The sequence below is a fragment of the Drouetiella sp. genome, from assembly GCF_059504425.1.
This window is the reverse complement of record NZ_JCACIN010000004.1, coordinates 1-23765: the sequence shown is the minus strand read 5'-3', so window position 1 is coordinate 23765 and position 23765 is coordinate 1. Positions and strand designations below refer to the sequence as shown.

Sequence of the window (23765 nt, the reverse complement as noted above, 5' to 3'; positions counted from 1 at the left end):
TACTCCCAAATTTGATCCCTAAAATTCTTCTAAAAGGGCGTGATCACGATCGAAAAATAGACGCCGCTCTCTTGCCAGGTTCGCTCTCGGCGATCGACTGCCACCAGCGGAATTCCCCAATCTAGACGAGCGGTGAGGTAGTCACTTTGTCGCCACAGCAGACCCAACCCTGCCCCCACCAGCGTACTGGGATTGGGATCAGGCGAATCGCTGTTCCAGCCTGTACCAACATCGAGAAAGGGCACAATTTGCAGCACGCCCTGCACTTGAGGCACGCGCAGCACCGGAATCCGAACTTCGGTTGAAAACAGCACGCCGTTATCACTCAACAAGAAATCCTGGCGATAGCCTCGGAGGGTGTCCTGTCCGCCTAGGCTAAACTGCTCTAGAGGCACCAGAGATGTGGCAATTTGAGCATCGGCTCTCACGAGCAGCAGCGTATCGGGTGCCAGCAGACGCACCCACTGCCCCTGTCCTCGCCATGCAAAAAAGCGGCTGTCTGGAGCACTATCACTGACCGTAGAATCCAGCAAATCTAGCCCTAGGCTAAATTGCGATCGCCCTGCCAAGACATAGCTACTGCTCCGCTTTGTCCATTCCTGAAAAAATCTTAGGGCAGAAATTCGCGTCCGTCCCTCTTCATCGGCTCCCTGCGATGGAAAAGGTAGCTCCGAATCATCACCAGGTGAAAATTCAGCTTTACTTTCCTGACGAGATGCCGTTAGCCCCAGAGCTAATTCTTCAGTAGAAGTTTGATAAAGCGGCTGTCGCAGCGTAATTTCGTAGTAGCGAGAGTTGGCAATAATATCCAATGGGGTGAATGGCGGTTCAATCACACGGCTGTTTGTAGCGCCAGACGAAAACTGTAGCGTACCGTTGCGGGGATTGAGGGGTAGCGTGTAGCTGCCGTTGAATTGGTTACTGCCGTCAGTATTGCTGTAGCCAACGCTTAAGCTATCCCCCAAGCCCAGCAGGTTTGCCTCCGTGAGCTGCACACCCCGCCGAAAGCTGCCCACACTCGGCGATCGCCCGTTATTCAGCGATATGTCTCCACTAAAAGTGTCTGCCTCTTGTACCTGAACTTGTAGCAAGCTGGTTCCAGGGCGCGTGCCTGCCTGCAAGTCTGCGGCGATCGTCTGCACTAGCGGATTAAGCTGTAGCAGACGCAGCCCTTCCAAGAGGCGGTTGGTGTTGAGAGGCGTAGAGGCAGCGATCGCCAGTCGGCTCCGAATATAGTCGGGACGTAGCCTTCGAGTGCCGCTAACGTTAATATCCTCAAGGCTGCCTTCAACCACCTGAATGGTGATCACCCCACCTTCCATCGTTTGGGGCGGAATAAATGCCCCTGAAGTGACGTAGCCCTGATCTACATAGAGCTGCGTGATCACCGATCGCACTTGCAGCAGTTCCGCAAACGAGAGATTGCGTCCTTCAAAGGGAGCCGTGGCTTGTGCCAGCTCTTCAGCTGAAAAAACGGTGCTTCCCTCCACCCGAAAGCGCTTGATCAAGACAGTATTGGGCACCTCTCCCGGCACTGCTTCAGGCACCTCTGCGGGAGCTGGAGTTTGCGGGGGCAATAAATCTTCGGGAGGCGGCAGCGGCGGTAAAACCTGATCAGGCAAAGGGGGGATGGGTGCAGGTTCGTTTAATCGGGCAGGATTAGTGGTGGGAGGAAATTCAGGCGGATCAATAGGGAAAACTTGGCTAATTTCGCTAGGTTTACCTAACTTGAGCTGAGCCACGTCATCCAAAAAAACGTCAGCTAGAGAAGCGCCGCCAGGAGAAATATCACTGGGAGAAACATCACTGGGAAAAACAGTAGCAATCGGAGTTGCCGCCAAAATGGGGAGCGGCGATGCGATCAAGCTTGCTAGACTCACCAAAATAGAAGGATATAAAACTGCGAATCTAGAGGCGCTCATCGATAAATTGGGTTAGCACAGGTTATGAATGCAGATCATGATGCATCTCTCAATTTTATGGAGAAACACAATTTTTTTAGATAAGTTTTGCGCACTGCTGCTTGGTACGAATGCTCCGCAAGTGTTTCTTAACGGTGTCAAAACAGATGTATAGCTCTTGAGCGATTTTCTTATAGCTGTGCCCAGTGCGATAGAGTAACCAGACTTCTGCTTCGCGGGGAGAAAGCCGGAACTGATCCACTTCTACGATCGCCCGCTGCAAATTGGTCTGATGCCGATCTTCAAGAATCACCATCAGGTAAGGGCGATCGGTTGCCTCCACCCCAAACCAGCGCACCCGCACCCGCAGCACTGAACCTTCAAGATCAATTTCTGATTCAACAATCACAGGCTGGCGTGGAAAAGCTTGCTGACTCTGGATCAACTCCTGGCAAATTTCCCAAATTTTCTGGGGCACCGCACTTCGGGGGGTCTGACTCCGGCTGGAAGAGTAAGGGGAGGGCTGAAGCGCCTGGGCTTTGATCAATCGTCCGCAAATGTGACGGGCAGATTCATTGGCTTCAACCCATTGTCCCTGCTCAGTCAAGATCAGGATGCCATCGACCCAACTTTCAATAACCGTTCGGAGGAGGGCATGAGCTGGATGGGCGATCGCTTCCAGACCTCTATTTGCCTGAAACCCATGGAGCTGCTGAGGGGCGATCGGGTCAGTGGCGAACTCAGTACAGTAAGTCATGATTTATTCCTCAAGTGATCGCCGCCATAGGGCATTTGGGGGCGTAATAACTTGTCGGAACGCCGCTCAAAAAATATGCAGGCACCTGTGATGTTTTCATCATATTTGTGAGCATCGTTTGAGCTGTTAACGGCTGCTAGATCCCCGAACGGCTCGGATCAAGACTGCTGCTGCCAAAATTAGCGAAACGATTTCATGGGCATAGATGCAGGAGGGAAGGCTTGAGTTAGAAGGCAGACAAAACTGACTGGAGGGCTGACTAGATGCCATAGCTTCTGCGCTTGAGCCGATCGATCGAATTGAAGCTTGTGGAACCCGGATCTCGTTTAACATCTTTTGACCTCCTGACAGGGCTGAGATTAGACCGCTGAGATTGAACGGTTGATCTTAGTGTCGAGATTTCTGCCCTCAGACTCCAGGGAAAAGGCGGATGTTTACAGCGAAGATAAGCTGAATAAGATAGATTGCCAAACGGTTGATATGGAAAGCGCTGTGGCGATCGCATATCCGACTCCCAACCACACTCCAGCTATCTAAAATCAGGAAAAACCTGTTATTCTCCCTAACATCGGTCAAGCGGACTCAACCCGGAGTTAGAGGCTTAGTATGGCTGAGAAGAAAGCGAAACGAGAGCGGGGTCGAATTCTGACGGAGGCGGGCTGGAATAGGCTGGATGTCGCCCTGCAAGCCTGGGAAATTTTGCCGGGGAATAAGCGAACGCAGGAGCGGATTGCCCTAGAAGCAAAGATGGACGACGGAACGATCGCCAAGATTTTGGGGCGCAGAGAGAAGGCAGACCTGAGCAAATTGGAGCAGCTTTTCAGAGCGTTTGGTCTTAGCCTGGAGGAGAGCGATCACTGCCCGTTTCCTCAAACCACTGCCGATCTCAACTTTGTGGGACGAGAAGGGGCGATCGCTGACCTCACCACCTTAATCAATCGAGGCGAGAAGGTGATTGTGATTCAGGCGAGGGGCGGCGTGGGTAAGACCACCCTGGCGCGGAAATATCTTCAGCAGAAGTTTGATGCGTTTTTGGAGTTCCCGATCGCCAAAGAAACAAAAGACATTGCTTCGATCGAGAGCCTGATTGAAGAGAAGCTGCGGCAGTTGGGGGAGGAGCCAGGACGCGAGTTTTTGGTATCGATCGATCGGCTGAAGCGCAGGCTGCAAGCGGAACAAATCGGCATCTTGATCGACAACCTGGAGCCTGCCCTGGATTCTGCGGGAAAGTTTATTGAGCCGCACCGCCGCTATGTGGAACTGCTGCGAGTTTTAGCCGATCCATCGGTGCAATCGGTGACGCTAATCACCAGTCGCGAACGATTGCATGAGCCGAGTGTGGCGGTACAGCACTATCCCTTACGCAGTCTAGAGGTTGCTGCCTGGGAAAAGTTCTTTCAGTTGCGGCAGTTGGCAACAACCCCGGCGCTGACGGCTCTGCATCATGCCTATGGCGGCAATGCTAAAGCAATGGAAATTCTCAGCAGCGTGATTAAGCAAGACTATGCTGAAAACATCGAGGCTTACTGGCAGGAAAACCAGAATGACCTGTTGATTGAACGCGATTTAGAAGACCTAGTAACTCAGCAATTCGATCGCCTTCAACAGGTCGATCCTGATGCCTATAAGTTGCTTTGCCGCATGGGTTGCTATCGCTATCAGGATGTGCCCACTGTGCCGATCGAAGGTCTATTTTGTCTGCTATGGGATGTGCCAGAGAACAGGCAGAGTCGAGTAGTGAAAGCTTTGAAAGAGCGATCGTTAGTAGAGTTTGAGGATAAAGAGTTTTGGCTGCATCCGGTGATTCGGAGTGAGGCGATCGGGCGGTTGAGAGAATGTGAAGAATGGAAAACAACAAATCAAAATGTGGCAGAATTTTGGACAAACATTATTAAAACTGTTAAATCTATAGAAGACGCTCAAAAAGCATTTGAAGCCTATCATCACTATTGCGAGATCAACAGTTTTGAAGATGCTGGTAATGTGATTTTAACCAAAAGGTTTGAGCAGCATGAGATGGAGGATTATAAGCCACATCTTGGTTCTATTTTTTATAGGTTGGGAATGTCACAACAAATGATCCCTGCTATAAATCGAATAATAGGAGAAATTAAGCCTGGATATGCTTTGAGTAGACTCTACAATCTTTTAGGTGATCAGCATTGGGCAATTGGAGAAATAAATGAATCTATCAGATTTCACATCAAGTCGCAAAAAATAGCGACTGAATGCCTTAATTCAGCTTTTACTGGAACTGATCAAGATATAAAAGAAGAGTCTAAGAGGCTTAAGAAACTTGAAAGACTAGCTCTATACAATATCAGCCTATGTAGAGTTGATCTCTGGGAGCTACATGAAGCAAGGCATTTGCTGGAAGAATATATATTATTTAATGATGATCTAACAATAAACACTTTTGCTGCTCCTTCATGCTTAGCTTTCTTGAATTCTCAATTGGGCTATCCGCAAGAAACACTTGAGAAAATTCACCAAACTTTAGATCATTATGCGGCGAGAGATAATAGTGGATGGCTCACGACAGTTGGCTCCCTATTTCTAGGTTTAAGTTATAAGAACTTGAGAGACAATCAGAAAGCGCTTGATGTACTTATGAAGACAATTATACTATCTGAAAAAAATCAGTTCAATCAGTTAAAGGCTAGAGCCTTAAACGGTTTGTCTGAAGTTTTGCGAGATCAGAAAGATTTAGACAAAGCGATTAAGATTCATCATGCTGCAGTTGATTTAGCTGAAAAAATAGGAGCAAAATGTGAGCTTGGTGAAGCTTGTTATCAGCTTGGTTTAACTTATCAAATAATGAACGAAGCTGATGTGACCTGTAAAGTATTTCAAAAAGCAATTCGGATTTTTACCGAAATGGAAGCACCGAAACAGGTGGAGCGGGTGAAGCGATCGATGGAAAGCTCTACAGAGGACTAAAAAAGATGAATACTCAACTCGTTAACTCCTTGGTTCAAATTATTGGATCTTTGACCGACGAAGAATGTCAACTCTTAGATTCACAGCTCGATCGCAAGAAAAATTGGCAACCTGATTTTTTCGAGGATGCGATCGGGAGTTGGTCAGGGGAGCCTCTAGTTCGCTCAGAGCAAAGTGAGTCTGAAGTTCGAGAAGAATGAAATGGAAGAACTATTTAGCCTCAAAGCGCTATTAATTAAGGGCGATATTCCAGGGGCATTAGCGCTGGTTGAAGAACTGGAAGAAATGAGCAGAGATGACAAGATCAATAACGTCAGTAGCTATGCCAAAATTCTGCTGCTTCACCTCATCAAACAACAGGCTGAAAATCGCACCACGCGATCGTGGGACATCTCAATTCGCAATGCCGCAAGAGCCATTCAACAAAAGAATAAACGCCGCAAGGCAGGCGGCTATTATCTGAGTACAGATGAATTACGCCTTGCCCTAGAAGAAGCTTATCCAGAGGCGATCGATGCTGCCTCCTTAGAAGTCGCAGAGGGGCGATACGAACCGGATGAACTGGAGAAGATGATCAAGCCGAGTGAACTGCTCGATCGCGCCTTCTCCCTGATCGCCCCACCAGACCAAAACTGATAAATCCAAGGATTCATCATTAATGTCTTTACCTGAGCGCGATCGCCAACTCAGCCACGACCGCAAAGGCAGAGCCAATCTTTTGCGTCCAATCAACTTGGACAACCTTCTCTCTCTGTGAGGGCACAGCAGATTCGATCGGCACCACCAGCAACGTGATCCCCAGCCTGCCCACCACCCGCACCGATTCACCCGACTTGACCGATCGGCAGCTAGAATCTGCCAGTTCTGCTTTCCAGAAGCTGCGCTGAAATCGAATTCGTCCAGGTTGAGAGGAGGCGATCGGCTGATCCACCTCACCTTGAGCCAGTTCAGCAAACCATTGAGTCGTTGTCGGAGCTACACGCATCAGTTCACCTCGTTTCATTGCCTGATTCATGGGCACTGCTCAATCGGAGGATGATTTTTTTGTGAGAGCGTCGCTCTTACAAAAAATCATTCCTAAAATTAGCAACGCCGATTCATGACCTCAGTTTCAGAGGTTTAGGCAGAAGAAACCAGGGAAAATCCGGGCGTTAAATCCGAACTTTAGGCGCTGATATAGGGAGATGGGCAAAGCCGTTGAGCGATCGCCCGTTCAGACTGGACAAGATTTCGCCAATCCTCGCCAAAAGATTGGCTTAAAACCAGGAATACCGCCTTATCTCCCGGAGCATCTCTCGGAATATCGCTGTTGCCAGTTTGCTTAGGACATTGAGGGTGGCGCGCTTTGCACACCACCCTCAATGTCCCCGTCCTAACCGCCTTGGCGGTTGCTATATCTCCCGGAAAAGGCTGATGAATCAGTCTGGACTGATCGCCTTGAAAGCCACCATGTCGGGGATGTGCATAAAGTGAGAGGTACGAGATGACAGGGGAGCAGGCTGATGGAGTCCAATCAGCTGCACTAGCGTCTTCTTGAGCTGCGTCCGAGGCACGATCGCATCCACAAAGCCGTGGGTCAGCAAATACTCAGAGGTCTGAAAGTCGTCCGGCAGTTTCTCCCGTAGGGTTTGTTCGACTACCCGCCTGCCTGCAAACCCGATCGTCGCCTTGGGTTCCGCCAAAATAATGTCGCCCAGCATGGCAAAGCTTGCCGTTACGCCCCCCGTCGTTGGGTGAGTCAGGACGGGCACATAGAGCAGACGCGCCTCCCGGTGACGCTCTAACGCCGCCGAAATTTTTGCCATCTGCATCAGACTCAGCATCCCCTCCTGCATTCGCGCCCCACCCGAAGCACAGACAATGATTACGGGCGATCGTCGCTCGGTTGCTGCCTCAATCATCCGCGTCAGCTTTTCGCCCACCACCGAACCCATGCTGCCGCCCATAAATCGGAAGTCCATGGCTCCCAGCCCTACCGAAAACCCGTCCATTTGACCCAGCCCTACCTGGACAGCATCGATCAGCCCTGTTTTATCTTGAGTTTCTCGGAGACGATCGCTATAGGCTTTGCGATCGCGGAACTTAAGGGGATCGGTCGGATACAGTTCCAGAGCCAGAGGCTTCCAGGTACCCGGATCGATCAACTGCCGAATCCGCTCATCGCTGTACACCCGCATATGGTGTCCGCATTCGAGACACACCATTTGATTTGCCCGTAAATCTTTGGTGTAGGTCATGGCGCTACACGAGGGACACTTGCTCCACAAGCCGTCGGCAATCTCGCGATCGTGCTTTTCTTGGCTGACGGGACCTACTTTCCGTCGATTGGCAAACCAGTCGAATAAAGACATGCAACCTCTTAAGCGGGGAAATAATGGATAGTAGATGCGGACTAAACCATTGCAACCCAGCGCGAAGAGATTCTTGCAATGATGATCCACGTCACACTCTGATCCTATCAGAGGGAGAGACTGCCTCAGAGAAAATGCTGAGAAGCCATAAAGGTTTCTTGGAAGAAAAATAGATTGGCTGTGCTTTTCATTTAGAATCACACATAGGCGTTTTAGATTTACGGCTTTTAGCTTTAGGGCTTTAGATTGACGGCTTTAGATTGACGGTTTTAGATTTAGCTTACGGACAGTTTGGGGAAACTAGGGTGGAAAAATTGGACTCGGCTCAGCTAGATCAACTGAAGGAAATCGGAACATATCTCCGCCAAGTTCGGCAAGAGCAGTCTAAGTCCTTGGAAGAGATTGCCACTAAAACTTGTATTCGGCTGCCGTTGCTACGAGCGATCGAGTTAGGACAGTCTCAGGTTCTACCGGAACCTGTCTTTGTGCAAGGGTTTATCCGTCGCTATGCAGATGTGCTGGGACTAGACGGCATCGGTATTTCTCGCACGTTTCCGGTTCATTCGCCTTTGATCGATAATGACTTGAAATCCAGAGGTGAGTTGAGTGCCGTTGCCTATGCTGCCCCGGTGACAGAGGTTTTAGAAGAATCAAAGTATTCACTGCGCTCCTCTAGAGAGTTCTCCGATCCGGCTGGCGGCTTCTGGCGATCGAAGGCTGCTTATGCCCTCTATGCGGCTCTGGGGCTAGGGGCGATCGGATATGTCGCCTATGCCCTCTCTAATCCTGGTCAGTCGCCAGATCCCGCCGTTTCCACCTCTCCGGCTGCGCTGTCTCAGCCACCCAGTCCAGTATCCTCTATATCACCTGTTGTATCCCCTGTATCACCCTCCCAGATTTCTGCTCAATCGCCCGAAAAGCCAGCCGTTGAGCCAAGTGTACAGGCGATCGCTTCCCCTTCCCCCGCTGCGCTTTCGTCGCCAACTGACCCCAATGCACCGGTCAAGGTAGAGATGAAGCTCATCGGCAAATCTTGGGTACAGGTCTTGGTGGACGGCGAGGTTCAATTTGAAGGCATGTTGGCAGAAGGCACTCAACGAAGCTGGTCGGCAAAGAAGGAAATTACCGTAGTGGCTGGAAATGCGGGCGCTGTTTCAGTTCTGGCGAACGGCGGCACAGCAGCACCTATGGGTAACCTTGGCGATGTGCAAGAAAAAACATTTACTGCTAGCGCAAACCAATAGGTTATCTTTGCGATCGATCGCAGAGATAACCTATTTGGCATTGCTGAATCGGGGATGAGTTTGTGTAAGAGGGATGCGGAGTGTCCTTCTTACACAAACATCTGTCTCTAAGTTCAGCAACGCCTCATTTCTCACAGGTTTGCTACGGGCAATCGAGTCGATCGTAAAGCTGCATTAGCCTGAATGCTGCTCAGCGTTACCTCTTGTAGGTCAACCGATGACGGAAGACTCATTAGCTCTTCCAGCCCTCTCCAATTTGCTGCAAACGGGTGTGCAGACAAACGGCAAGCATCCCAACTGCCCTGAACTGGCACATTAAGCTTGTTACACTGACCCCCTCGCCGCCCTTCCGATCGATAGAAGCGGCAGTTTCGACAAGAAGAAATAGAGCGATCGTCAGGTCTCATAAGAGGAGAAGTGGGATGAATTGTCTTCTCTTCTATTCTCATCTTGCCATTTCGAGCATTTTTTTGAAATAAAGGGCTTCAAACTCATGCTGACAATGAATTGCAGTGACTTTTCAAGCAAAACTATTGTTTATATTATCTTTAGACTTCTGTTAATGTTCAGACATATCAAATTAGCCCTTATTTAGTATGTTTAATTATTTTGCAGATTTTGCGGATAACCTACATAAAATATACGGGGATCAATCCATAAGCATCTCCTGTTGACGATCGCCAAAGCATAAAATGTCATTTTGATGGTTCAACACAAGTATAAAAATTGCAGCTACGAAGGCTCAAATTGCTATACGTTAATCTACTGAATTGGCGATTTGTTAGCTGAGAGATATACGTAGAAATATATCTATCTTTTGAGAAATGTAGACTTTTGTTCTAATCTATAGCAGTCTCAAATCACTTATGGCCGGGTTGTTAAGAGGTGGGGCAGGTTACGCCCGCCCCACCTCTCACAACTCATTTAGGATTGCTATATTTAAATTCGAAGAATGGATAATTTGATGTCTGATCCCCATTTATCTGAGTTTGCAGTAGAAGCAGCCCACAAGCTGTTGAAGCAATTTGAGGGTGTAGGAGAGCAGCAGGCTGTTGAAGAGCAGACGAGTAGCCAGCTGCTAAGAGAACGACTGCGAGAAGCTGTGGCGATCGTTTCCAGCCACTCAGATTATCAAATCCTGGGCGTTTGTGCCGATACTTTGGCTGAGGGTTGTCGGGCGCTTCGGGCTTATGCTGCCGCGTTAGGATATTCGCCTAATTTGGATTTGCGGGCGATCGAAGGTTCAGCCTACATTAAGTTCAACCCGCAAGGCTCCTGCTATGCCGAGTCCTACAGCGGTCATCATCGCGGCGTTTTGGTGTCTTGCCAGTCGGCGGCATCCGGACTCAACGAAATGTATGGGCATTTGCCGCTGGATTTGTTTGAACCAGAGTAGTGGTTGGGTCTGAAACTGCCGCTTGGCTAAACTGCCGCTTGGCTAAACTGCCGCTTGGCTAAACTGCTGCTTGGCTAAACTGCCGCTTGGCTAAACTGCCGCTTGGCTAAACTGCCAATCGTCTGCATCGCTTGCTCAATTTTTTCTGACCAGGGCAGACCTGAGTTAAGGCGGAGACAGTTGCCGTAGCTGCCAGATGGGGAAAAGATTGCGCCTGGAGCAATGCTGACGTTTTGTTCTAATGCCTGGTGGTAGAGAGCGATCGCATCAAAGGGCTGAGGCAACTCGACCCAGAGAACATGACCACCGCTGGGTCGGGTGACGCGAGTTTCAGTCGGAAAGTATTCGCAGATTGCCTGCGTCATCTGCGCCATCTGGGCCTGGTAGTTGCGACGCAAAAAGCGCAGGTGCCGATCGTAGCCGCCGTTGCTGAGAAAGGCGGCGATCGTTAGCTGGGGAGCAATGGCTGTCGTTTGATTAATGACCCACTTGAGCTGCTCTACTTTGGCTTGATAGCGCCCTGCCACCGACCAGCCGACGCGCAATCCAGGAGAGAGGGTTTTGCTGTAGGAGGCGCAATAGAGAACAATTCCCTGGCGATCGAATGCCTTCAATGCCTTAGGACGGGTGCCCTCAAAGTACAAGTCGCCATAGATATCGTCTTCGATCAAGGGGGTGTCATAGCGAGTCATCAGTTCGACTAGCTCTTTTTTCTTGGCATCGCTCATGCAGCTTCCCAGAGGATTGCTAAAGTTGGACACTAGGGCACAGGCGGCAATCTGATGCTTTTGCAGTGCGGTTTCCAGGTGCAGCAGAGATAACCCTTCTCGCGGATGGGTGGGTAGCTCTAGCGCCTTGAGGTGCAAAACCTCTAGAGCCTCTAGCAAGCCATAATAGGTGGGAGACTCGATCGCCACGGTATCCCCTGGTCGAGTCACGGCTTTGAGCGAGAGATAGACCGCCTCAAAAGTGCCATTGGTGGTGACAATTTCATCGGGGGTAATCGAGCAGCCCGCATCCATCAATCGGCGCGCGACTTCGTGCCGCAAAGACTGACACCCCGGCGGCACATCATAACTGTGAGCAATCACAGACTGATTGCGTAAGGCTTGCCCCATCAAGCGATTGAGGGTCTCTAGCGGCAGCATTTCCATACTGGGAACGGCTCCGGCGAGATTAACGCTGTGCTCATGATGAACATGGCGAAGCATTTGAAACGCCATTGAATTATCTACTGAGCTGGCTTTTTTCGGCGGTTTGGATTGGTCGGGTTCTTCTGGGGCAACTAACAGATTTTGCTTGACGTAATAGCCCGACTGAGGACGGACGCACACTAGCCCTCGGTCTTCTAGCAGACGATAGGCTTCCAGAACAGTAGAAATGCTGACCGATAGCTGCTGATGCAAACGGCGCACAGAGGGGAGGCGATCGCCTGGTTGCAGCGTCCCTTCTCGAATGAGCGCACAGATGCGATCGGCGACCTGTTCGTAGAGGCTGGCGGTTTGAGACTGATCGATCAGTTTCACTTTCATGGCAACTTTTCTAGGAATGACTAGGCGATATTCAGGTAATGATTTTTTGTAGTGCAAGCTCTGCCCACCCTACAAAAATCATTACCTCTTGGGACTACCCATGACTGAATTTGAGTGAGATGGGTCGGGGGTGGAGCAGTACAGTTCAGCTGAATGACAACCATAACAGTTGATAAAAAATAAACTGTACTCATAACAATTTAACTTGACTGCCTCTGTTCTGTACTCGTCAGGTGTAAGAAAATTCAAAGTAGGTCAAGAAGATATTCATGAATGCTGTTCATACCTGCTATGAGACAAGCGATTTGATCATTCAGAGTATGGCTCTTAAATTAGTTGGAATCAGTCGGTTTAAATCTCAATCGCACTTCAAATCAATCGCACTTCAAATTGAACTTCAAAAGGTGAGCGTCCTATGAATCCCCACAACTTCTCTTCAGAATCAGACTCGTTTTCAGAATCCAATAGCCCTCTCGATTCGCAGATCATTTTATTTAAGCCTGAGCAGACCTATTCTCAGATTGTTAGCGCCTCAAAACTACGGCGCAGATTGCCAAAATCTCAGAGATTGAATGGGCTATGGGAACGTATCATTAATGCTTTAGCGGGTCGATCGGAACCTCAAATTTACCGCAAGCGCGATCGCCAGGGTAACTGGTATTTCCGTGTCTATGATCCGGTGAGTAGGCAATCTACCACTCTCTCCTCTGAACGGGAATTGCGCACCTGGATTGATCAGCGGTACTATCAATAATTCTGATGAGGTGAGCTAATGCTGGATGAAAGGGCGGCTAAAGAAATTGCTCAGCAGTGGATAGAAGCCTGGAATTCTCACAACCTGGACGAGATTCTGAGTCACTATGCTGAAGAGATTGAATTCTCTTCGCCACTGATCGTTAAATTGCTAGGCAATGCTGACGGTAAAATTCAGGGAAAAGCTGTTCTCAGGGACTACTTTGGCAAAGGACTCAAGGCTTATCCAGACCTAAAGTTTGAGCTGATTCAAGTGTTGGCGGGTGTGAATTGTTTAGTGATTTACTATCGCAGCATTCAGAATCTTTATGCAGCAGAATGGATGATGATTGGCGATCGCAATCTAATCACCCAAGTGCAAGCCCACTACAGTTCCACAGTTTAGAAGTTCCACAGTTTAGAGAGTTCTGTAGTTTAGCTTTAACGCAGAAAAATGATCGAACAAAAGTGCCAAAACTACTATGAGCTGATGGCAGATTACAATCACTGGATGAATCAGAAGCTCTATGCAATCTGTGCAGATATTCCGGATGAACTGCGACAAAAAGATGTGGGCGCGTTCTTTCAATCTATCCATGGCACATTAAACCATTTGCTGTTTGGCGATCGCGTCTGGATGGGTCGATTCATGGGTCAACCTTTTGCGGCAAAGATTGGCGATTTGCTCTACGCAGATTTTGATGAGTTGTGGCAGCAAAGGGAGATGAGCGATCGCCAAATCATTGAATGGTCAAGACAGCTTTCTGATGAGTGGCTAAGCCAACCCTTCTGCTATACCAGTGGTGTTGATGGCAAAACTCGTGAACTCCCTGCTTGGACACTGGTAACCCATATGTTTAACCATCAGACCCACCATCGCGGACAGTTGACAGCGCTGTTACATCAACTCGGCTATGCTCCGGGTGTGACTGATATTCCTTGGATGCCGAGTTTGAATGCGATCGAGTAGATGTAGCCATGCACCACTGAAATTAAGCACAATGAAAACGCGATCGCAGACTGAATTTCTGGAACAGGGGCAGCTTAGAGAACAGGTAAAATTCTGGCGTGATCCGGCACTTAACAACACGGAGATGCTGCGGGCAACCTACGTTACCCATTCTTTTTCGCGCCACACCCATGAAGGCTATGCAATCGGCGTGATTGATGCCGGAGTGGAAGAGTTTACCTATCAAGGAGCAACCCATCGGGCGATCGCGGACAGCATTGTGATTGTGCATCCGGGGGAAGTACATACCGGACATGCGGGAGCCGATGAAGGCTGGCAGTATCGAATGCTCTATCCAGATGTGGGGCTTTTGCAGAGGGCGATCGCTGAGCTTCAAGAAAGCTCGGCAATGATTCCTTATTTTCCTAATCCCGTGATTCTAGATGATGAGCTAGCAGGACAGTTGCGCCGACTCCATATGGCGCTGGAAGCGACAAGCTCTCAGCTAGAGCGAGAATCTCGGTTTCTCTGGACGCTGACTCAGCTTATTTTGCGCTACGCGCAGCATCGTCCTATAGTCCTGCCCATCAGTCCAGAGCGTGGGGCGGTTTTGCGGGTGCAAGATTATCTCCATGCCTGCTTTGCAGAATCCATTTCCCTCGATCATCTGGCTCAAATTGCTGATCTCAAGCCATTGCGCTTGCTGCGGGTTTTTCAGCGAGAAACGGGATTGCCGCCCCATGCTTACCTAGTGCAGCATCGAGTCCAGCAAGCCAAGCTGATGCTGTCTAGTGGAAGGGCGATCGCTCAGGTTGCCTATGATACGGGCTTTACCGATCAGAGTCATTTAAACCGTCACTTCAAGCGTTTAGTGGGTGTTACGCCAGGGCAATATGCGATCGGTTGTCGAGGGCAAAGAGTCGGCTGAGTAGGGGTGAAAAATTGTACAAGACGGATGGCTTGAGCTTCTTTATGCTTGAGAGCAACACTGTTTTGTGACTGCGCCATGGATGTATCTCACCCTATTTCAAACGCTTCGCCGCGATCGGAATTGCTTGCCGGAGCCAGAGCCATTTTTCCGCTGGTTGTGGGTGCAGTGCCGTTCGGGATTATTTTCGGGACGCTGGCGGCCGGGAGCCTGTCTTTTGCGGGCACACTTGCCATGTCGATCTTTGTGTTTGCGGGTTCATCCCAATTTATTGCGATCGGTCTACTTGCTTCTGGGACGGCTGCACCGCTGATTATCTTGACAACGATCGTGGTGAATTTGCGGCATTTGCTCTATGCGGTGAGTCTGGTGCCGCACCTGCAAAAGCTGTCGCAGTTCTGGAAACTGGTGCTGGGGTTTTGGCTGACGGATGAAGGGTTTGCGGTGGCGATCGTCCGATATGATCAGCGAGATATTTCCCCGAACAAACATTGGTATCATCTAGGCGCAGCTCTGTTCATGTATGTGAATTGGGTCATTTGCACCTTAATTGGTCTGACGATCGGTCGCTGGATACCCAATGCAGCGAGTTGGGGACTCGATTTTGCAATGTCCGTGACGTTCATCGGCATGGTGATTCCCTATGCCAAAAACTATCCGATGGTGGTGACGATCATCGTATCTGGAATCACCGCGCTATTGGCACATGGATTACCCCATCAGCTGGGGTTGATGGTGGCAGCGATCGCAGGGATCACGGCAGGGATGATGACAGAACGAAAGACTAGGTAAAGCATATGAACGAGTTTCTTTTAATTGGCGGCATGGCGATCGTTACCTTCCTGATTCGCTATCCGGTGCTAGCAATGAGCGGACGCATCAAGCTGTCACCTCAGTTCCTAAAGATCTTAGGCTACGTGCCGCCTGCGGTGTTGACGGCGATCGTCGTCCCAGCGGTGCTGATGCCAGAGGGAAATCAAATCTTGTTGAGTTACATGAATGCGCGATTAGTGGGCGCGATGGCTGCAATCGCCGTTGGATTCTGGCGCAAGGATCTGCTGCTGACGATCGGGGTAGGAATGGCTGTGTTTTTTGGGTGGCAAGGGCTGCTGGCTATGCTGGCAGGTAATGCTGGATAGCTTCCTCGATAAATTTCTGCCAGGTTTCATTCGGTGTCCAGATTTTATCCATCTCTGCTTTCGCAGTTTCGGGATCAACCTGCTGCTGAGTGACGCGATAGAGGTAGATGAAAGCAGAGACGCGCATATTCATCGCGCAATGAACAAATACCTTCCGATCGCTGTTCTCTTTCAGGGTCTGAAAGAAGCGATCGAGATCTTCTAGCGTCGGGTTCTCCCAAATCACTGGAATATGGACATATTGGATGCCTTGAGATTCTACGATCGCTTGCTCATGGGCGATCGCGTTGGTGGAGGTGGGCAGCGCTAAGTTAACAATTACCTGATATCCAGCCGCTTGAATCTCTGCAAACTGAGCTTCGGTGGGCTGACCTGCTGTAGCAATATTGTCCGTAATGGGGACGAAGTTGTAGATCTGCTCAAGAGTGTTGGGAGACATAGAGGTTCATTGCTGTGATGATGAGTGACGAAATTTTAGGCGATCGGCATTTCTCCCCGAAAGATACAGTTCCACCTGTCTTGAGGGATAGCAGAGCGAGGAGCGAGATTTAGATCCCCGGATGCTTGAAGAATCCGGGGATCTGGGCGCTTGTATTTGAGGGAAGTTACATCATGATGCGGTTGAGAACGCACATGACCTTATCGGGGCAGGTGGGAACAGGAATGGGTCGGCTCCATGCCCCTGCCTCGGCAATGCCAAGCGTGTGCTGTCGCAGAATATGCGCTCTGACGTTGTCTTCGGTGCCGATAACGAGGGTGGTGAGAATGCGCGGATCGGGGTTGATCGGCTGAATTGAGACAGGACTATAGGTCATGACGGTTGTTTCACTCCACTATGTAGGTTAAGGAACTGAGCTGAGAAGATGCCCAAAACCAAAGCCACCCTGCTGCTTTTTTGCCAAGCTTTTTGGGCATGGCGAAGTCAGGGTGGCTAGCGGAGTGATAAACTGCCCTCTAGCCCTCCGAACTGGTTACGCAGTTTTGAGGGTTAGTCGCCTGTCGCTGTTAGCGCAGCTTCAGGTGACGCTTTAGTTGCGGATCTCTTGGTGTACGGCTCTTTTTTTGTACTGAGATATGAGAGTACTGGAGAACGAGGCTTTTCGCAAGTGGTTTTTGATACAGGTTTACACGATCGCCCTTCTCTTCACGGCGATTTCTGCGGAAAGTGAAGCGATCGCCCTTCTGTTCTCGGAAGTACGGGTTCTAAGCTCGAAGTTCCGTGGTTAAAAGTGGAAATCCCCAGCTTTGAGGATAAAGGGCGAGGATTAGAGGGCGATCGCTCTGCTTGAGGGGTTGTGGAGACTGGGGGAGCGATCGTAACGACCAAACTTGCTGTCGTCACTACAGACCTTGCTGTGGCTGCTACAAACCTTGTGGTTGTGATCACAGGCTTTGTGGTCGTTAGGACGGGAATTGCTGGGGTAGCGATCGAACTTACTGCCGTCAGTACAGGACTCTATTTATCCTCATCCTGGCTTATTCAAAGCATCCCCAACGTTGATAACTTTCCGCCTGAGCGAACCACAATTCCAACTAGGTACCCTAGTCCCAAGCCCAAAACAGAAGTTCCAGCCAAAATCAGAAATATCTGAAATCTATTGCAATATTTTAGAAGTCCTTCCCCAGCCAAAGCCCCAGCCAAAGCCCCAGCTGAAATCACAACCAAAAATAGCAACCCAGCCACAGTCAAAACCAAAGCTAAAACTACAGCCATAGCCACAGCCATAGTCCCAGCCACAGTCTCAGTCCCAGCTAAAGTCACAGCCAAGGCCAGAACCCCAGCCACAGCTACAGCTACAGCCATAGCCACAGCTATAGCCGGCGTGAAATCTGTGTACAGTACGAAATCTGTGTACAAGAAAAAACCCATAAAGCCACATATAGTGAGAACTCCTAACAGCCAGCCCCAAGGAATGGAGATTCTCTGCGCTCTCAAATCAGCTTGTCTAAAAGAAATTGGAGGAAGTTGATAGGAAATATCTGGAGTCTTGGGGTGTTCTAAAACGATAGGGGGTTTCTCTACTCTTGGCTCAGGCTGTACATAAGGAGGTTGAGAAATACTACGAGTAGGCGTTTGGGCTTTAGGCTTTTCCAAGAACTGTAGCCACGCCTGCATTGATTGAGGTCGGTCTTTGGCTTCCAGCGCCATCCCTCGCAGAATTGCTCGATTCAACTCATCGCTGAGTCTTGCATTCACCCGATTAGGCGGAACCAGAGAAGCATTGTTGTATTTACGAGCTGTCGAGATGGCGGGGCGTTCACCCGTAGCGGCATAGTACAGAGTGGCGGCAAGGCAGTAGACATCAACACTGGTCTCTCGGCTCCCCTTCATCAGTTGCTCGTAAGGGGCAAATCCCTTATTTCCAGCAGTTCCGGTTGTGCTTTGCGTAGAGGGAACCAGTTCCTTGGCAATGCCAAAGTCAATCAATATCGCTCTACCATCACTCCGCAGCATGATATTCCCAGGGTGAGCATCGCGGTGAACCAGACCCGCTCGATGCATGATGCTAAGCGCTTCCCCAATTTGACGAATGCAGGGCACAATCTCAGCCTCTGGAATTGCGCCTGTCCGCTTCACCCGTTGAAACAGATTTTCTCCCGACACATAATCCATCACCATACAGGGAATATCGCCCTCCTCAAACAGATCCCGAACTCTGACAATGTGCGGATGCGGATCTTGGGACAGCCTTTCCAGCATTTGCCCCTCTCGAATAAAGCGATCGACGTATTTGTCGTAGTCTGGATCGTGCCTCAGATACTCATTCGGCGTTTTAATAACCACATCTGCCTTCAGCCGAGTATGTAGCGCTTTGTATGTAATCCCAAACCCACCTTGACCCAACACATCGCTAATGATGTATTTGCCATTTTGTAGTGAATGTCCATTTGTCCAAGGCATAAGCTAGCAGGTGAGTGAAGGAAATAAAGCAACGTACAGAATGTCCTAAAGCCCCCTTTTTAAGGGGGTTGGGGGGATCGGTTTTCAGTGTTGCAATGGGTAGATCCCCCTAAATCCCCCTTAAAAAGGGGGACTTTGATTAAGAGAGTTGCACACTGCGTTACGGAACTTCAAGGCGTTTGTGTTTGAGTCGGGGTAGGCGTTGAGTCAGGCTTTGTCGCTTCCATCAGTGCCGCAATGCCTTGAAGCCCTGCCAAGAGTGCGCCAATGGCAGCAATTCCTGCAAAAATTAGTTGCCAAGTTTCCAATTTTCGTTTGGGTTCTGGGCTGCTCGTCAAAGTTGTGGCTTGCTGCGATACAGCCGCTTCTGGCTGAGGCAATGCCTTCAACCACTCGCTTACAGATTGAGGACGATCGCCACCTTTCAACTTCATCGCCCAATCGATCGCCTGTCTAGTCTGCCCACTCATACTCTTTGGAAAAACTAGCCTCTTGCCGGGATTCTGGCGATCCGCGGCACTTGGAGGCGTTTCTCCTGTCAGCAAAACATACAGCGTTGCGCCCAAAGAATAGACATCCGTATAGGCTCCCCGATCGCCACTCCGAGAATACAGCTCCAGAGGCGTAAATCCAGGCGAAATTTCCTCAGTGCGTGTCTGCGTCAGATCCAGCTCAAAGTCTCGCGCCAAGCCAAAATCAATCAAGACCGCCTCAGATTTACCGTTGCGAATTCGCATCAGGATATTTCTAGGCGTAACGTCCCGATGCAGCAACCCGTTCTGATGCACGACTTCCAGCGCTGAGCCAATTTGCCGAACATACTCAAGCGCTTCTGCTTCCGGCAGAATGGGGCGATCGCGCTTATCCAGCGTCGTTCCAGCAATGTACTCCATCGGAATACACCAGATGCTATCCTCCAAAAAAGGCTGCTCAGCTTTGACAATGTGGGGATGACGGCACTGAGCCAACTTGAAAGCTTCCTGTACAAATACCTGCTGCAACCGATCGCAGTCTAATTGATGCATCGCCTCATCATTCGGCGTTTTAATGACGATCGCCTCACCTTGCGGAGTTTTAGCCAGATAGGTCACACCTAACTGTCCGACCCTCAGCACATCCTCGATCGTATACCTGCCCTTCTGCAACTGCTTCCCTGGTGCCCAAACCACTGCTGCTCATCGCCTCGATCGTCTGAGCCAATTCTTGCACGGATCTTCTAGATTCCTCTAGGTGAAGAGAAACTGCAAAACCGTATTATTTTTAACGTAGCTTTGAGAAAGTAGCCAAATTTGACTTAGTCAAAATTAGAGAGATTCCCAGTCTTCTCTACTAATATCTGCTTGCTTCAGGATCTTCAACAAAAATGGTTTGCTGATCCCACCCGAATGCGGGTTTGGAATTGTAATCTTCAGGCTACCTTTGACCATGTTGAGATGCTTGCCACCAGAGTAAGGTCCTGAAAAACCGCATAGCTTGAGGTAACGAATCAAGTCTCTGTGGCTGATGGAACCGATTGGCGGCATTAGGCAGCTTCCTCCTGCTGAATGCCAAGGCTAATTCCGTCAATTGTAGGCATCTCATGCCCCAGCTTCAATCCCAAAAGTATCCAACCTTCTAGCGCATCCTGAAGCAGCTCACGACAGTCCTCTAGAGTTTGCGCATTAGTCATCACGCCAGGGCAGGGCAGGATTTCCCCATAAAATGTCCTGTCTTCCAGCAATTCATAGGTAGCCTGATGCATGGCGGCTTGGATATAAGTTGTCAAGATATTCATCGGTGACGATCGACCCGCTACGGATATTTACAGCATAGCTTCACAGACAAAGAGCGCGATCGCCTCCCCAAAAATGAACTATTTCTCGCAAGGGCGTAGATAATCTAGACATAATTCATTGCATGATCTGTCCAAATCCAAGCATGATCTGTCCAAATCCAATCTTGTGAGCAGTGGCTATGATTCCTGGAGAACTCTTTGTAGAACCTGGCGAAATTGAACTTAACGCCGGACGACCCACCACCCAGCTAACGGTTGCTAACACGGGCGATCGCCCTATCCAAGTTGGCTCCCATTTTCACTTTTTTGAAGTCAACCCCGCACTGCGATTCGATCGCGCTCAGGCAAGAGGGCTACGGCTCGATATCCCCGCAGGCACCGCCGTCCGGTTTGAGCCAGGAGACGAGCGCGAGGTGGCATTGGTACCGTTTGTGGGCAGTCGGCAGGTTTACGGGTTAAATGGGCTAATCAACGGCGCATTGGATGCTGATGCCTCAGCTACAGTCGAAAAGCCTGATGCCAAGAAGAAAAGCGACGGCAAGAAGAAAAAGAAATAGGCTAATTCCTCCCTCTATCTCCTCCTCTCTCCACCCAACGAACCTTTCATGCTGCTAGTCACCCTGCCATCCATCAACCTAGAGTTCTTGAAAGCCGTCAAAGGCATGGTCTCGATCATCCGCGACCCCAGCCAGACCGAATCTGTTTTCGACATCGTGGAAGGAATGCGCCACACCGAAGCCAGCAAGTTGGCAGTCGAATACATTAAATCTAAGCCCGGAGTGGCTGAGGTTGTTAAAGAACGGTATCTGGCACCCACGCCCGACCTGGATAAACTCCTAGAGTGCCCTCCAGAATCTTTGGGCTATGCCTACGCCTCAGCAATGAAGGCTCAAAATTTTGACCCAGAGTTTTATCGCAAAATCGCAGTAGAAGATGACCTCAGCTACATCTTGCTGCGCTTACGGCAAAGTCACGACATCTGGCACACCGTGACGGGCATGAGTACCGATGCGACGGGCGAGATCGGCTTACAGGCGTTTAGTCTGGCGCAAACCCACATGCCTTTGGCGATCATCCTCATCGCAGGTGGTTTGCTGAAAACCCTAAAAACCCCAACCGAACTCGATCGCCTCCTCGATCGCATCGCCGTAGGCTACCGGATTGGCACAAAAGCTAAGCCTTTCTTGGCACAAAAGTGGGAAGAGGGCTGGGATAAGCCTCTGGCTGTCTGGCGATCGGAATTAGGAGTCGAGGAAATGCAGGAATACAAGCCCTAGCGATCTGCCAATCTAGCAATCTGCCAATCTAGTAATCTGCCAATTATTAGACGTGTAGATGGGGAGATGGCAATCCTCATCCACCCATCTACTCATCTCCCCGCCAACTATTACTTGACTACCCACTAGGTAGAGAGCGTTAAGTCACTTATGTATAAACTCTATGACTATCGCCCTTCTGGTAACGGTTACAAGGTGCGGCTGTTACTGACGCAGCTTGGTATTCCCTATGAATACATCGAGAAAAACATTATTAAGGGAGAAACGCGTACACCCGAATTTCTGGCAATCAATCCTAACGGGCGGATTCCGGTATTGGAACTAGAGCCAGGAGTTTATCTGGCAGAATCAAACGCGATTTTGATTTACCTGAGCGAATCAACCGCATTTTTGCCAAGCGATCGGCTCAATCGCGCCTATGTCATGCAGTGGCTCTTTTTTGAGCAGTATAGCCACGAACCCAACATTGCCACCTCGCGCTTTATTATGTCCTATCTGCAAAAAACAGATGAGTATCGAGAGGTGCTAGAGAAAAAGCGTGAATTAGGCTATGCGGCGCTGGACGTGATGGAGAAACGGTTGGCGGATCATCTTTTTCTGGTGGGTGACTACTACACCATTGCCGATATTGCGCTATTCGCCTACACCCATGTGGCTGAAGAGGGCGGCTTTAGTCTAGAGCCGTATCCAGGAATTCGAGCTTGGATCGATCGCATCAAGAACCAGCCCGACCATATCCAGATCACTCAATCTCATCTTGCTTAGGATCGCGTACACAATAAAGCCCCATAGTTTTTTGGAAGTGTCGCGCTCCGCACGACACCCCCAAAAAACTATTACAGGCTAATTAATTTTTGGGTATTGCTAATCCCAGGGATTAGCAACGCCAATTTTTGATCCTTAGTAAAATTATGTGATGGAAAATATTGCTCTTTGTTGCTGTTGAGTAACCCAAAGTGACGTTTTGAAAATTCTCCGTAATCATGCGGTTATTTTTATAGGAGTGTAGCTCTTAAGCTTTATTTAAGAAGATCTGGTTAGAAATCTAGCAGGCTACCTATGCTCAGCGCCGATCAATTAATTTCCTATGCCGCCGCTTCAATTGACACCTGCGCAACTGAGGAACTACAGCATCGCCTGAGCCTTTACCAAGTGTTTCTCAAGCTTTATGAACAGCATCGCGGTTTGCTAGATGAGATCTTGAATCTCGAAAATTCGGGCAGCAAATCCTTGGCAGGTGTGACCCTTCCCTACGTACAGGGTGTCGTTTTAGACAACACAGTTCATTTAACAACGAACCTCTTGCAGGGCAAAACTCAGATGCTGTTCCAGCCCCAACAGGTTTGGATACTGGGGCGTGACCCGCACAAAGCCAGCGTTGCGGTTCAGGAGGGTCGCCTGTCTCGCTGCCACGCGGCAATTCACTACATCGCCGACAAAGGTTTCTTCCTAGCGGATTTGGGCAGCAGGAACGGCTCATTCATCAACGGCGAACGAGTCTGGCGATCGACTCTCTTAAAAGATGGCGATCGCATTCGCTTGGGCAGCCTATCTTTTGTTTTCTTCCTCTGCCAGACAGCACAAACGCTCGAACCTCTGTCGCCTGAGATGCTAGCTCACCAAGAGGTGAAGCAATTTTTGACTCATTTGCCCGCAGGTGGCTATGAGACTAGACAGGAGGCTGGGCAGGAGTCGCAGCCATCTAGGGACGACAGTGTATCCGTATCCGTCAATTCACTCCAAGGTACCTTTACATTCATGCATCTTGATGCGGACTCTCAGTAGATCGCAATTTAGGGTTTTGTGGGGGGGGGGGGGCGCCCCCCAAAAAAAAAAAAAAAAATTAAAAAAAAAAAAAAAAAATTTAAAAAAAAAAAAAAAAAAAAATTATAAAAAAAAAAAAAAAAAAAAAAAAAAAAAAAAAAAAAAAAAAAAAAAAAAAA

30 protein-coding genes are annotated in these 23765 nt (G+C 49.4%); 15 read left to right on the top strand and 15 right to left on the bottom strand.

Annotated features, from left to right (window positions below):
• Positions 1-29: 29 nt before the first annotated feature.
• The 3 genes from AC5JMP_RS01400 to AC5JMP_RS01390 all read right to left on the bottom strand — a co-directional run bounded on the left by AC5JMP_RS01400 (position 30) and on the right by AC5JMP_RS01390 (position 2991).
• Positions 30-1922: a ShlB/FhaC/HecB family hemolysin secretion/activation protein gene (locus AC5JMP_RS01400; RefSeq protein WP_495849631.1), complete on the bottom strand. Its 1893-nt coding sequence runs from the start codon at positions 1920-1922 to the stop codon at positions 30-32.
• Between the two features lie 76 nt (positions 1923-1998).
• A complete protein-coding gene (locus AC5JMP_RS01395; protein ID WP_495849630.1) occupies positions 1999-2658 on the bottom strand; it encodes a helix-turn-helix transcriptional regulator in 660 nt (219 codons plus the stop codon).
• Positions 2659-2784: 126 nt separating this feature from the next.
• Positions 2785-2991, bottom strand: coding sequence for a hypothetical protein (locus tag AC5JMP_RS01390; protein ID WP_495849629.1), 207 nt, complete (start codon positions 2989-2991; stop codon positions 2785-2787).
• 273 nt (positions 2992-3264) lie between these two features.
• Here AC5JMP_RS01390 and AC5JMP_RS01385 point away from each other — a divergent pair, with 273 nt between their 5' ends.
• The 3 genes from AC5JMP_RS01385 to AC5JMP_RS01375 are packed head-to-tail and all read left to right on the top strand — an operon-like array spanning position 3265 to position 6234.
• The gene (locus AC5JMP_RS01385; protein WP_495849628.1) at positions 3265-5598 is read left to right on the top strand and encodes a tetratricopeptide repeat protein; all 2334 of its coding nucleotides are present in this window, start codon (positions 3265-3267) and stop codon (positions 5596-5598) included.
• A 5-nt stretch (positions 5599-5603) separates the two neighbouring features.
• A complete protein-coding gene (locus tag AC5JMP_RS01380; protein WP_495849627.1) occupies positions 5604-5798 on the top strand; it encodes a hypothetical protein in 195 nt (64 codons plus the stop codon).
• A 1-nt stretch (position 5799) separates the two neighbouring features.
• Positions 5800-6234, top strand: a complete 435-nt coding sequence (locus tag AC5JMP_RS01375; protein ID WP_495849626.1) for a DUF29 family protein — start codon at positions 5800-5802, stop codon at positions 6232-6234.
• A 28-nt stretch (positions 6235-6262) separates the two neighbouring features.
• On the opposite strand, the gene AC5JMP_RS01370 is transcribed toward AC5JMP_RS01375, so the two are convergent.
• The 3 genes from AC5JMP_RS01370 to accD form a co-directional block, all read right to left on the bottom strand.
• On the bottom strand, positions 6263-6613 hold the full coding sequence (locus AC5JMP_RS01370; protein WP_495849625.1) for an NfeD family protein: 351 nt from the start codon (positions 6611-6613) through the stop codon (positions 6263-6265).
• Positions 6614-6762: 149 nt separating this feature from the next.
• Entirely contained in the window at positions 6763-6954 is a 192-nt protein-coding gene (locus AC5JMP_RS01365) for a hypothetical protein (RefSeq protein WP_495849624.1), read from the bottom strand.
• 62 nt (positions 6955-7016) lie between these two features.
• The gene (gene accD, locus AC5JMP_RS01360; protein WP_495849623.1) at positions 7017-7949 is read right to left on the bottom strand and encodes an acetyl-CoA carboxylase, carboxyltransferase subunit beta; all 933 of its coding nucleotides are present in this window, start codon (positions 7947-7949) and stop codon (positions 7017-7019) included.
• Positions 7950-8254: 305 nt separating this feature from the next.
• On the opposite strand from accD, the gene AC5JMP_RS01355 reads away from it, so the two are divergent.
• A complete protein-coding gene (locus AC5JMP_RS01355) occupies positions 8255-9193 on the top strand; it encodes a helix-turn-helix domain-containing protein (protein WP_495849622.1) in 939 nt (312 codons plus the stop codon).
• A 131-nt stretch (positions 9194-9324) separates the two neighbouring features.
• Here the strand turns inward: AC5JMP_RS01355 and AC5JMP_RS01350 are convergent, their stop codons facing one another.
• Positions 9325-9600: a hypothetical protein gene (locus AC5JMP_RS01350; RefSeq protein ID WP_495849621.1), complete on the bottom strand. Its 276-nt coding sequence runs from the start codon at positions 9598-9600 to the stop codon at positions 9325-9327.
• Positions 9601-10145: 545 nt separating this feature from the next.
• On the opposite strand from AC5JMP_RS01350, the gene AC5JMP_RS01345 reads away from it, so the two are divergent.
• Positions 10146-10589 (top strand): DUF1824 family protein, encoded by a 444-nt coding sequence (locus tag AC5JMP_RS01345; RefSeq protein ID WP_495849620.1) that lies wholly within the window; start codon positions 10146-10148, stop codon positions 10587-10589.
• Between the two features lie 74 nt (positions 10590-10663).
• On the opposite strand, the gene AC5JMP_RS01340 is transcribed toward AC5JMP_RS01345, so the two are convergent.
• Complete coding sequence (locus tag AC5JMP_RS01340) at positions 10664-12121, bottom strand: aminotransferase-like domain-containing protein (RefSeq protein ID WP_495849619.1); 1458 nt, start codon at positions 12119-12121, stop codon at positions 10664-10666.
• Positions 12122-12536: 415 nt separating this feature from the next.
• Here AC5JMP_RS01340 and AC5JMP_RS01335 point away from each other — a divergent pair, with 415 nt between their 5' ends.
• The 6 genes from AC5JMP_RS01335 to AC5JMP_RS01310 all read left to right on the top strand — a co-directional run bounded on the left by AC5JMP_RS01335 (position 12537) and on the right by AC5JMP_RS01310 (position 15869).
• On the top strand, positions 12537-12875 hold the full coding sequence (locus AC5JMP_RS01335; protein ID WP_495849618.1) for a hypothetical protein: 339 nt from the start codon (positions 12537-12539) through the stop codon (positions 12873-12875).
• An 18-nt stretch (positions 12876-12893) separates the two neighbouring features.
• Complete coding sequence (locus AC5JMP_RS01330) at positions 12894-13259, top strand: nuclear transport factor 2 family protein (RefSeq protein WP_495849617.1); 366 nt, start codon at positions 12894-12896, stop codon at positions 13257-13259.
• A gap of 48 nt (positions 13260-13307) precedes the next feature.
• Positions 13308-13823 (top strand): DinB family protein, encoded by a 516-nt coding sequence (locus tag AC5JMP_RS01325; RefSeq protein WP_495849616.1) that lies wholly within the window; start codon positions 13308-13310, stop codon positions 13821-13823.
• A gap of 31 nt (positions 13824-13854) precedes the next feature.
• A complete protein-coding gene (locus AC5JMP_RS01320) occupies positions 13855-14730 on the top strand; it encodes an AraC family transcriptional regulator (protein WP_495849615.1) in 876 nt (291 codons plus the stop codon).
• Between the two features lie 78 nt (positions 14731-14808).
• Positions 14809-15522, top strand: coding sequence for an AzlC family ABC transporter permease (locus AC5JMP_RS01315; RefSeq protein WP_495849614.1), 714 nt, complete (start codon positions 14809-14811; stop codon positions 15520-15522).
• Between the two features lie 5 nt (positions 15523-15527).
• Positions 15528-15869 carry an AzlD domain-containing protein gene (locus tag AC5JMP_RS01310; RefSeq protein WP_495849613.1) on the top strand — a complete coding sequence of 114 codons (342 nt, stop codon included), beginning with the start codon at positions 15528-15530 and terminating at the stop codon, positions 15867-15869.
• On the opposite strand, the gene AC5JMP_RS01305 is transcribed toward AC5JMP_RS01310, so the two are convergent.
• The 7 genes from AC5JMP_RS01305 to AC5JMP_RS01275 all read right to left on the bottom strand — a co-directional run bounded on the left by AC5JMP_RS01305 (position 15844) and on the right by AC5JMP_RS01275 (position 20539).
• The gene (locus tag AC5JMP_RS01305) at positions 15844-16308 is read right to left on the bottom strand and encodes a protein tyrosine phosphatase family protein (protein ID WP_495849612.1); all 465 of its coding nucleotides are present in this window, start codon (positions 16306-16308) and stop codon (positions 15844-15846) included. The genes AC5JMP_RS01310 and AC5JMP_RS01305 overlap by 26 nt on opposite strands.
• Positions 16309-16474: 166 nt before the next feature.
• Positions 16475-16684 carry a hypothetical protein gene (locus AC5JMP_RS01300; RefSeq protein WP_495849611.1) on the bottom strand — a complete coding sequence of 70 codons (210 nt, stop codon included), beginning with the start codon at positions 16682-16684 and terminating at the stop codon, positions 16475-16477.
• Between the two features lie 329 nt (positions 16685-17013).
• The gene (locus AC5JMP_RS01295; RefSeq protein WP_495849610.1) at positions 17014-17211 is read right to left on the bottom strand and encodes a hypothetical protein; all 198 of its coding nucleotides are present in this window, start codon (positions 17209-17211) and stop codon (positions 17014-17016) included.
• A 138-nt stretch (positions 17212-17349) separates the two neighbouring features.
• Positions 17350-18771 (bottom strand): serine/threonine protein kinase, encoded by a 1422-nt coding sequence (locus AC5JMP_RS01290; protein WP_495849609.1) that lies wholly within the window; start codon positions 18769-18771, stop codon positions 17350-17352.
• Positions 18772-18941: 170 nt separating this feature from the next.
• A complete protein-coding gene (locus AC5JMP_RS01285; RefSeq protein WP_495849608.1) occupies positions 18942-19940 on the bottom strand; it encodes a serine/threonine-protein kinase in 999 nt (332 codons plus the stop codon).
• A gap of 135 nt (positions 19941-20075) precedes the next feature.
• Positions 20076-20294: a type II toxin-antitoxin system HicA family toxin gene (locus AC5JMP_RS01280; RefSeq protein WP_495849607.1), complete on the bottom strand. Its 219-nt coding sequence runs from the start codon at positions 20292-20294 to the stop codon at positions 20076-20078.
• Positions 20294-20539, bottom strand: a complete 246-nt coding sequence (locus tag AC5JMP_RS01275; protein ID WP_495849687.1) for a type II toxin-antitoxin system HicB family antitoxin — start codon at positions 20537-20539, stop codon at positions 20294-20296. The genes AC5JMP_RS01280 and AC5JMP_RS01275 overlap by 1 nt, the downstream gene beginning before the upstream one ends.
• Positions 20540-20724: 185 nt before the next feature.
• On the opposite strand from AC5JMP_RS01275, the gene AC5JMP_RS01270 reads away from it, so the two are divergent.
• From AC5JMP_RS01270 to AC5JMP_RS01255, 4 genes are all read left to right on the top strand, one after another.
• Positions 20725-21102 (top strand): urease subunit beta, encoded by a 378-nt coding sequence (locus AC5JMP_RS01270; RefSeq protein ID WP_495849686.1) that lies wholly within the window; start codon positions 20725-20727, stop codon positions 21100-21102.
• A 48-nt stretch (positions 21103-21150) separates the two neighbouring features.
• On the top strand, positions 21151-21822 hold the full coding sequence (locus AC5JMP_RS01265; RefSeq protein WP_495849606.1) for a Coq4 family protein: 672 nt from the start codon (positions 21151-21153) through the stop codon (positions 21820-21822).
• 150 nt (positions 21823-21972) lie between these two features.
• Positions 21973-22587, top strand: coding sequence for a glutathione S-transferase family protein (locus AC5JMP_RS01260; protein WP_495849605.1), 615 nt, complete (start codon positions 21973-21975; stop codon positions 22585-22587).
• A 294-nt stretch (positions 22588-22881) separates the two neighbouring features.
• Positions 22882-23607, top strand: a complete 726-nt coding sequence (locus tag AC5JMP_RS01255) for an FHA domain-containing protein (protein WP_495849604.1) — start codon at positions 22882-22884, stop codon at positions 23605-23607.
• The last annotated feature ends 158 nt before the right edge of the window (positions 23608-23765 follow it).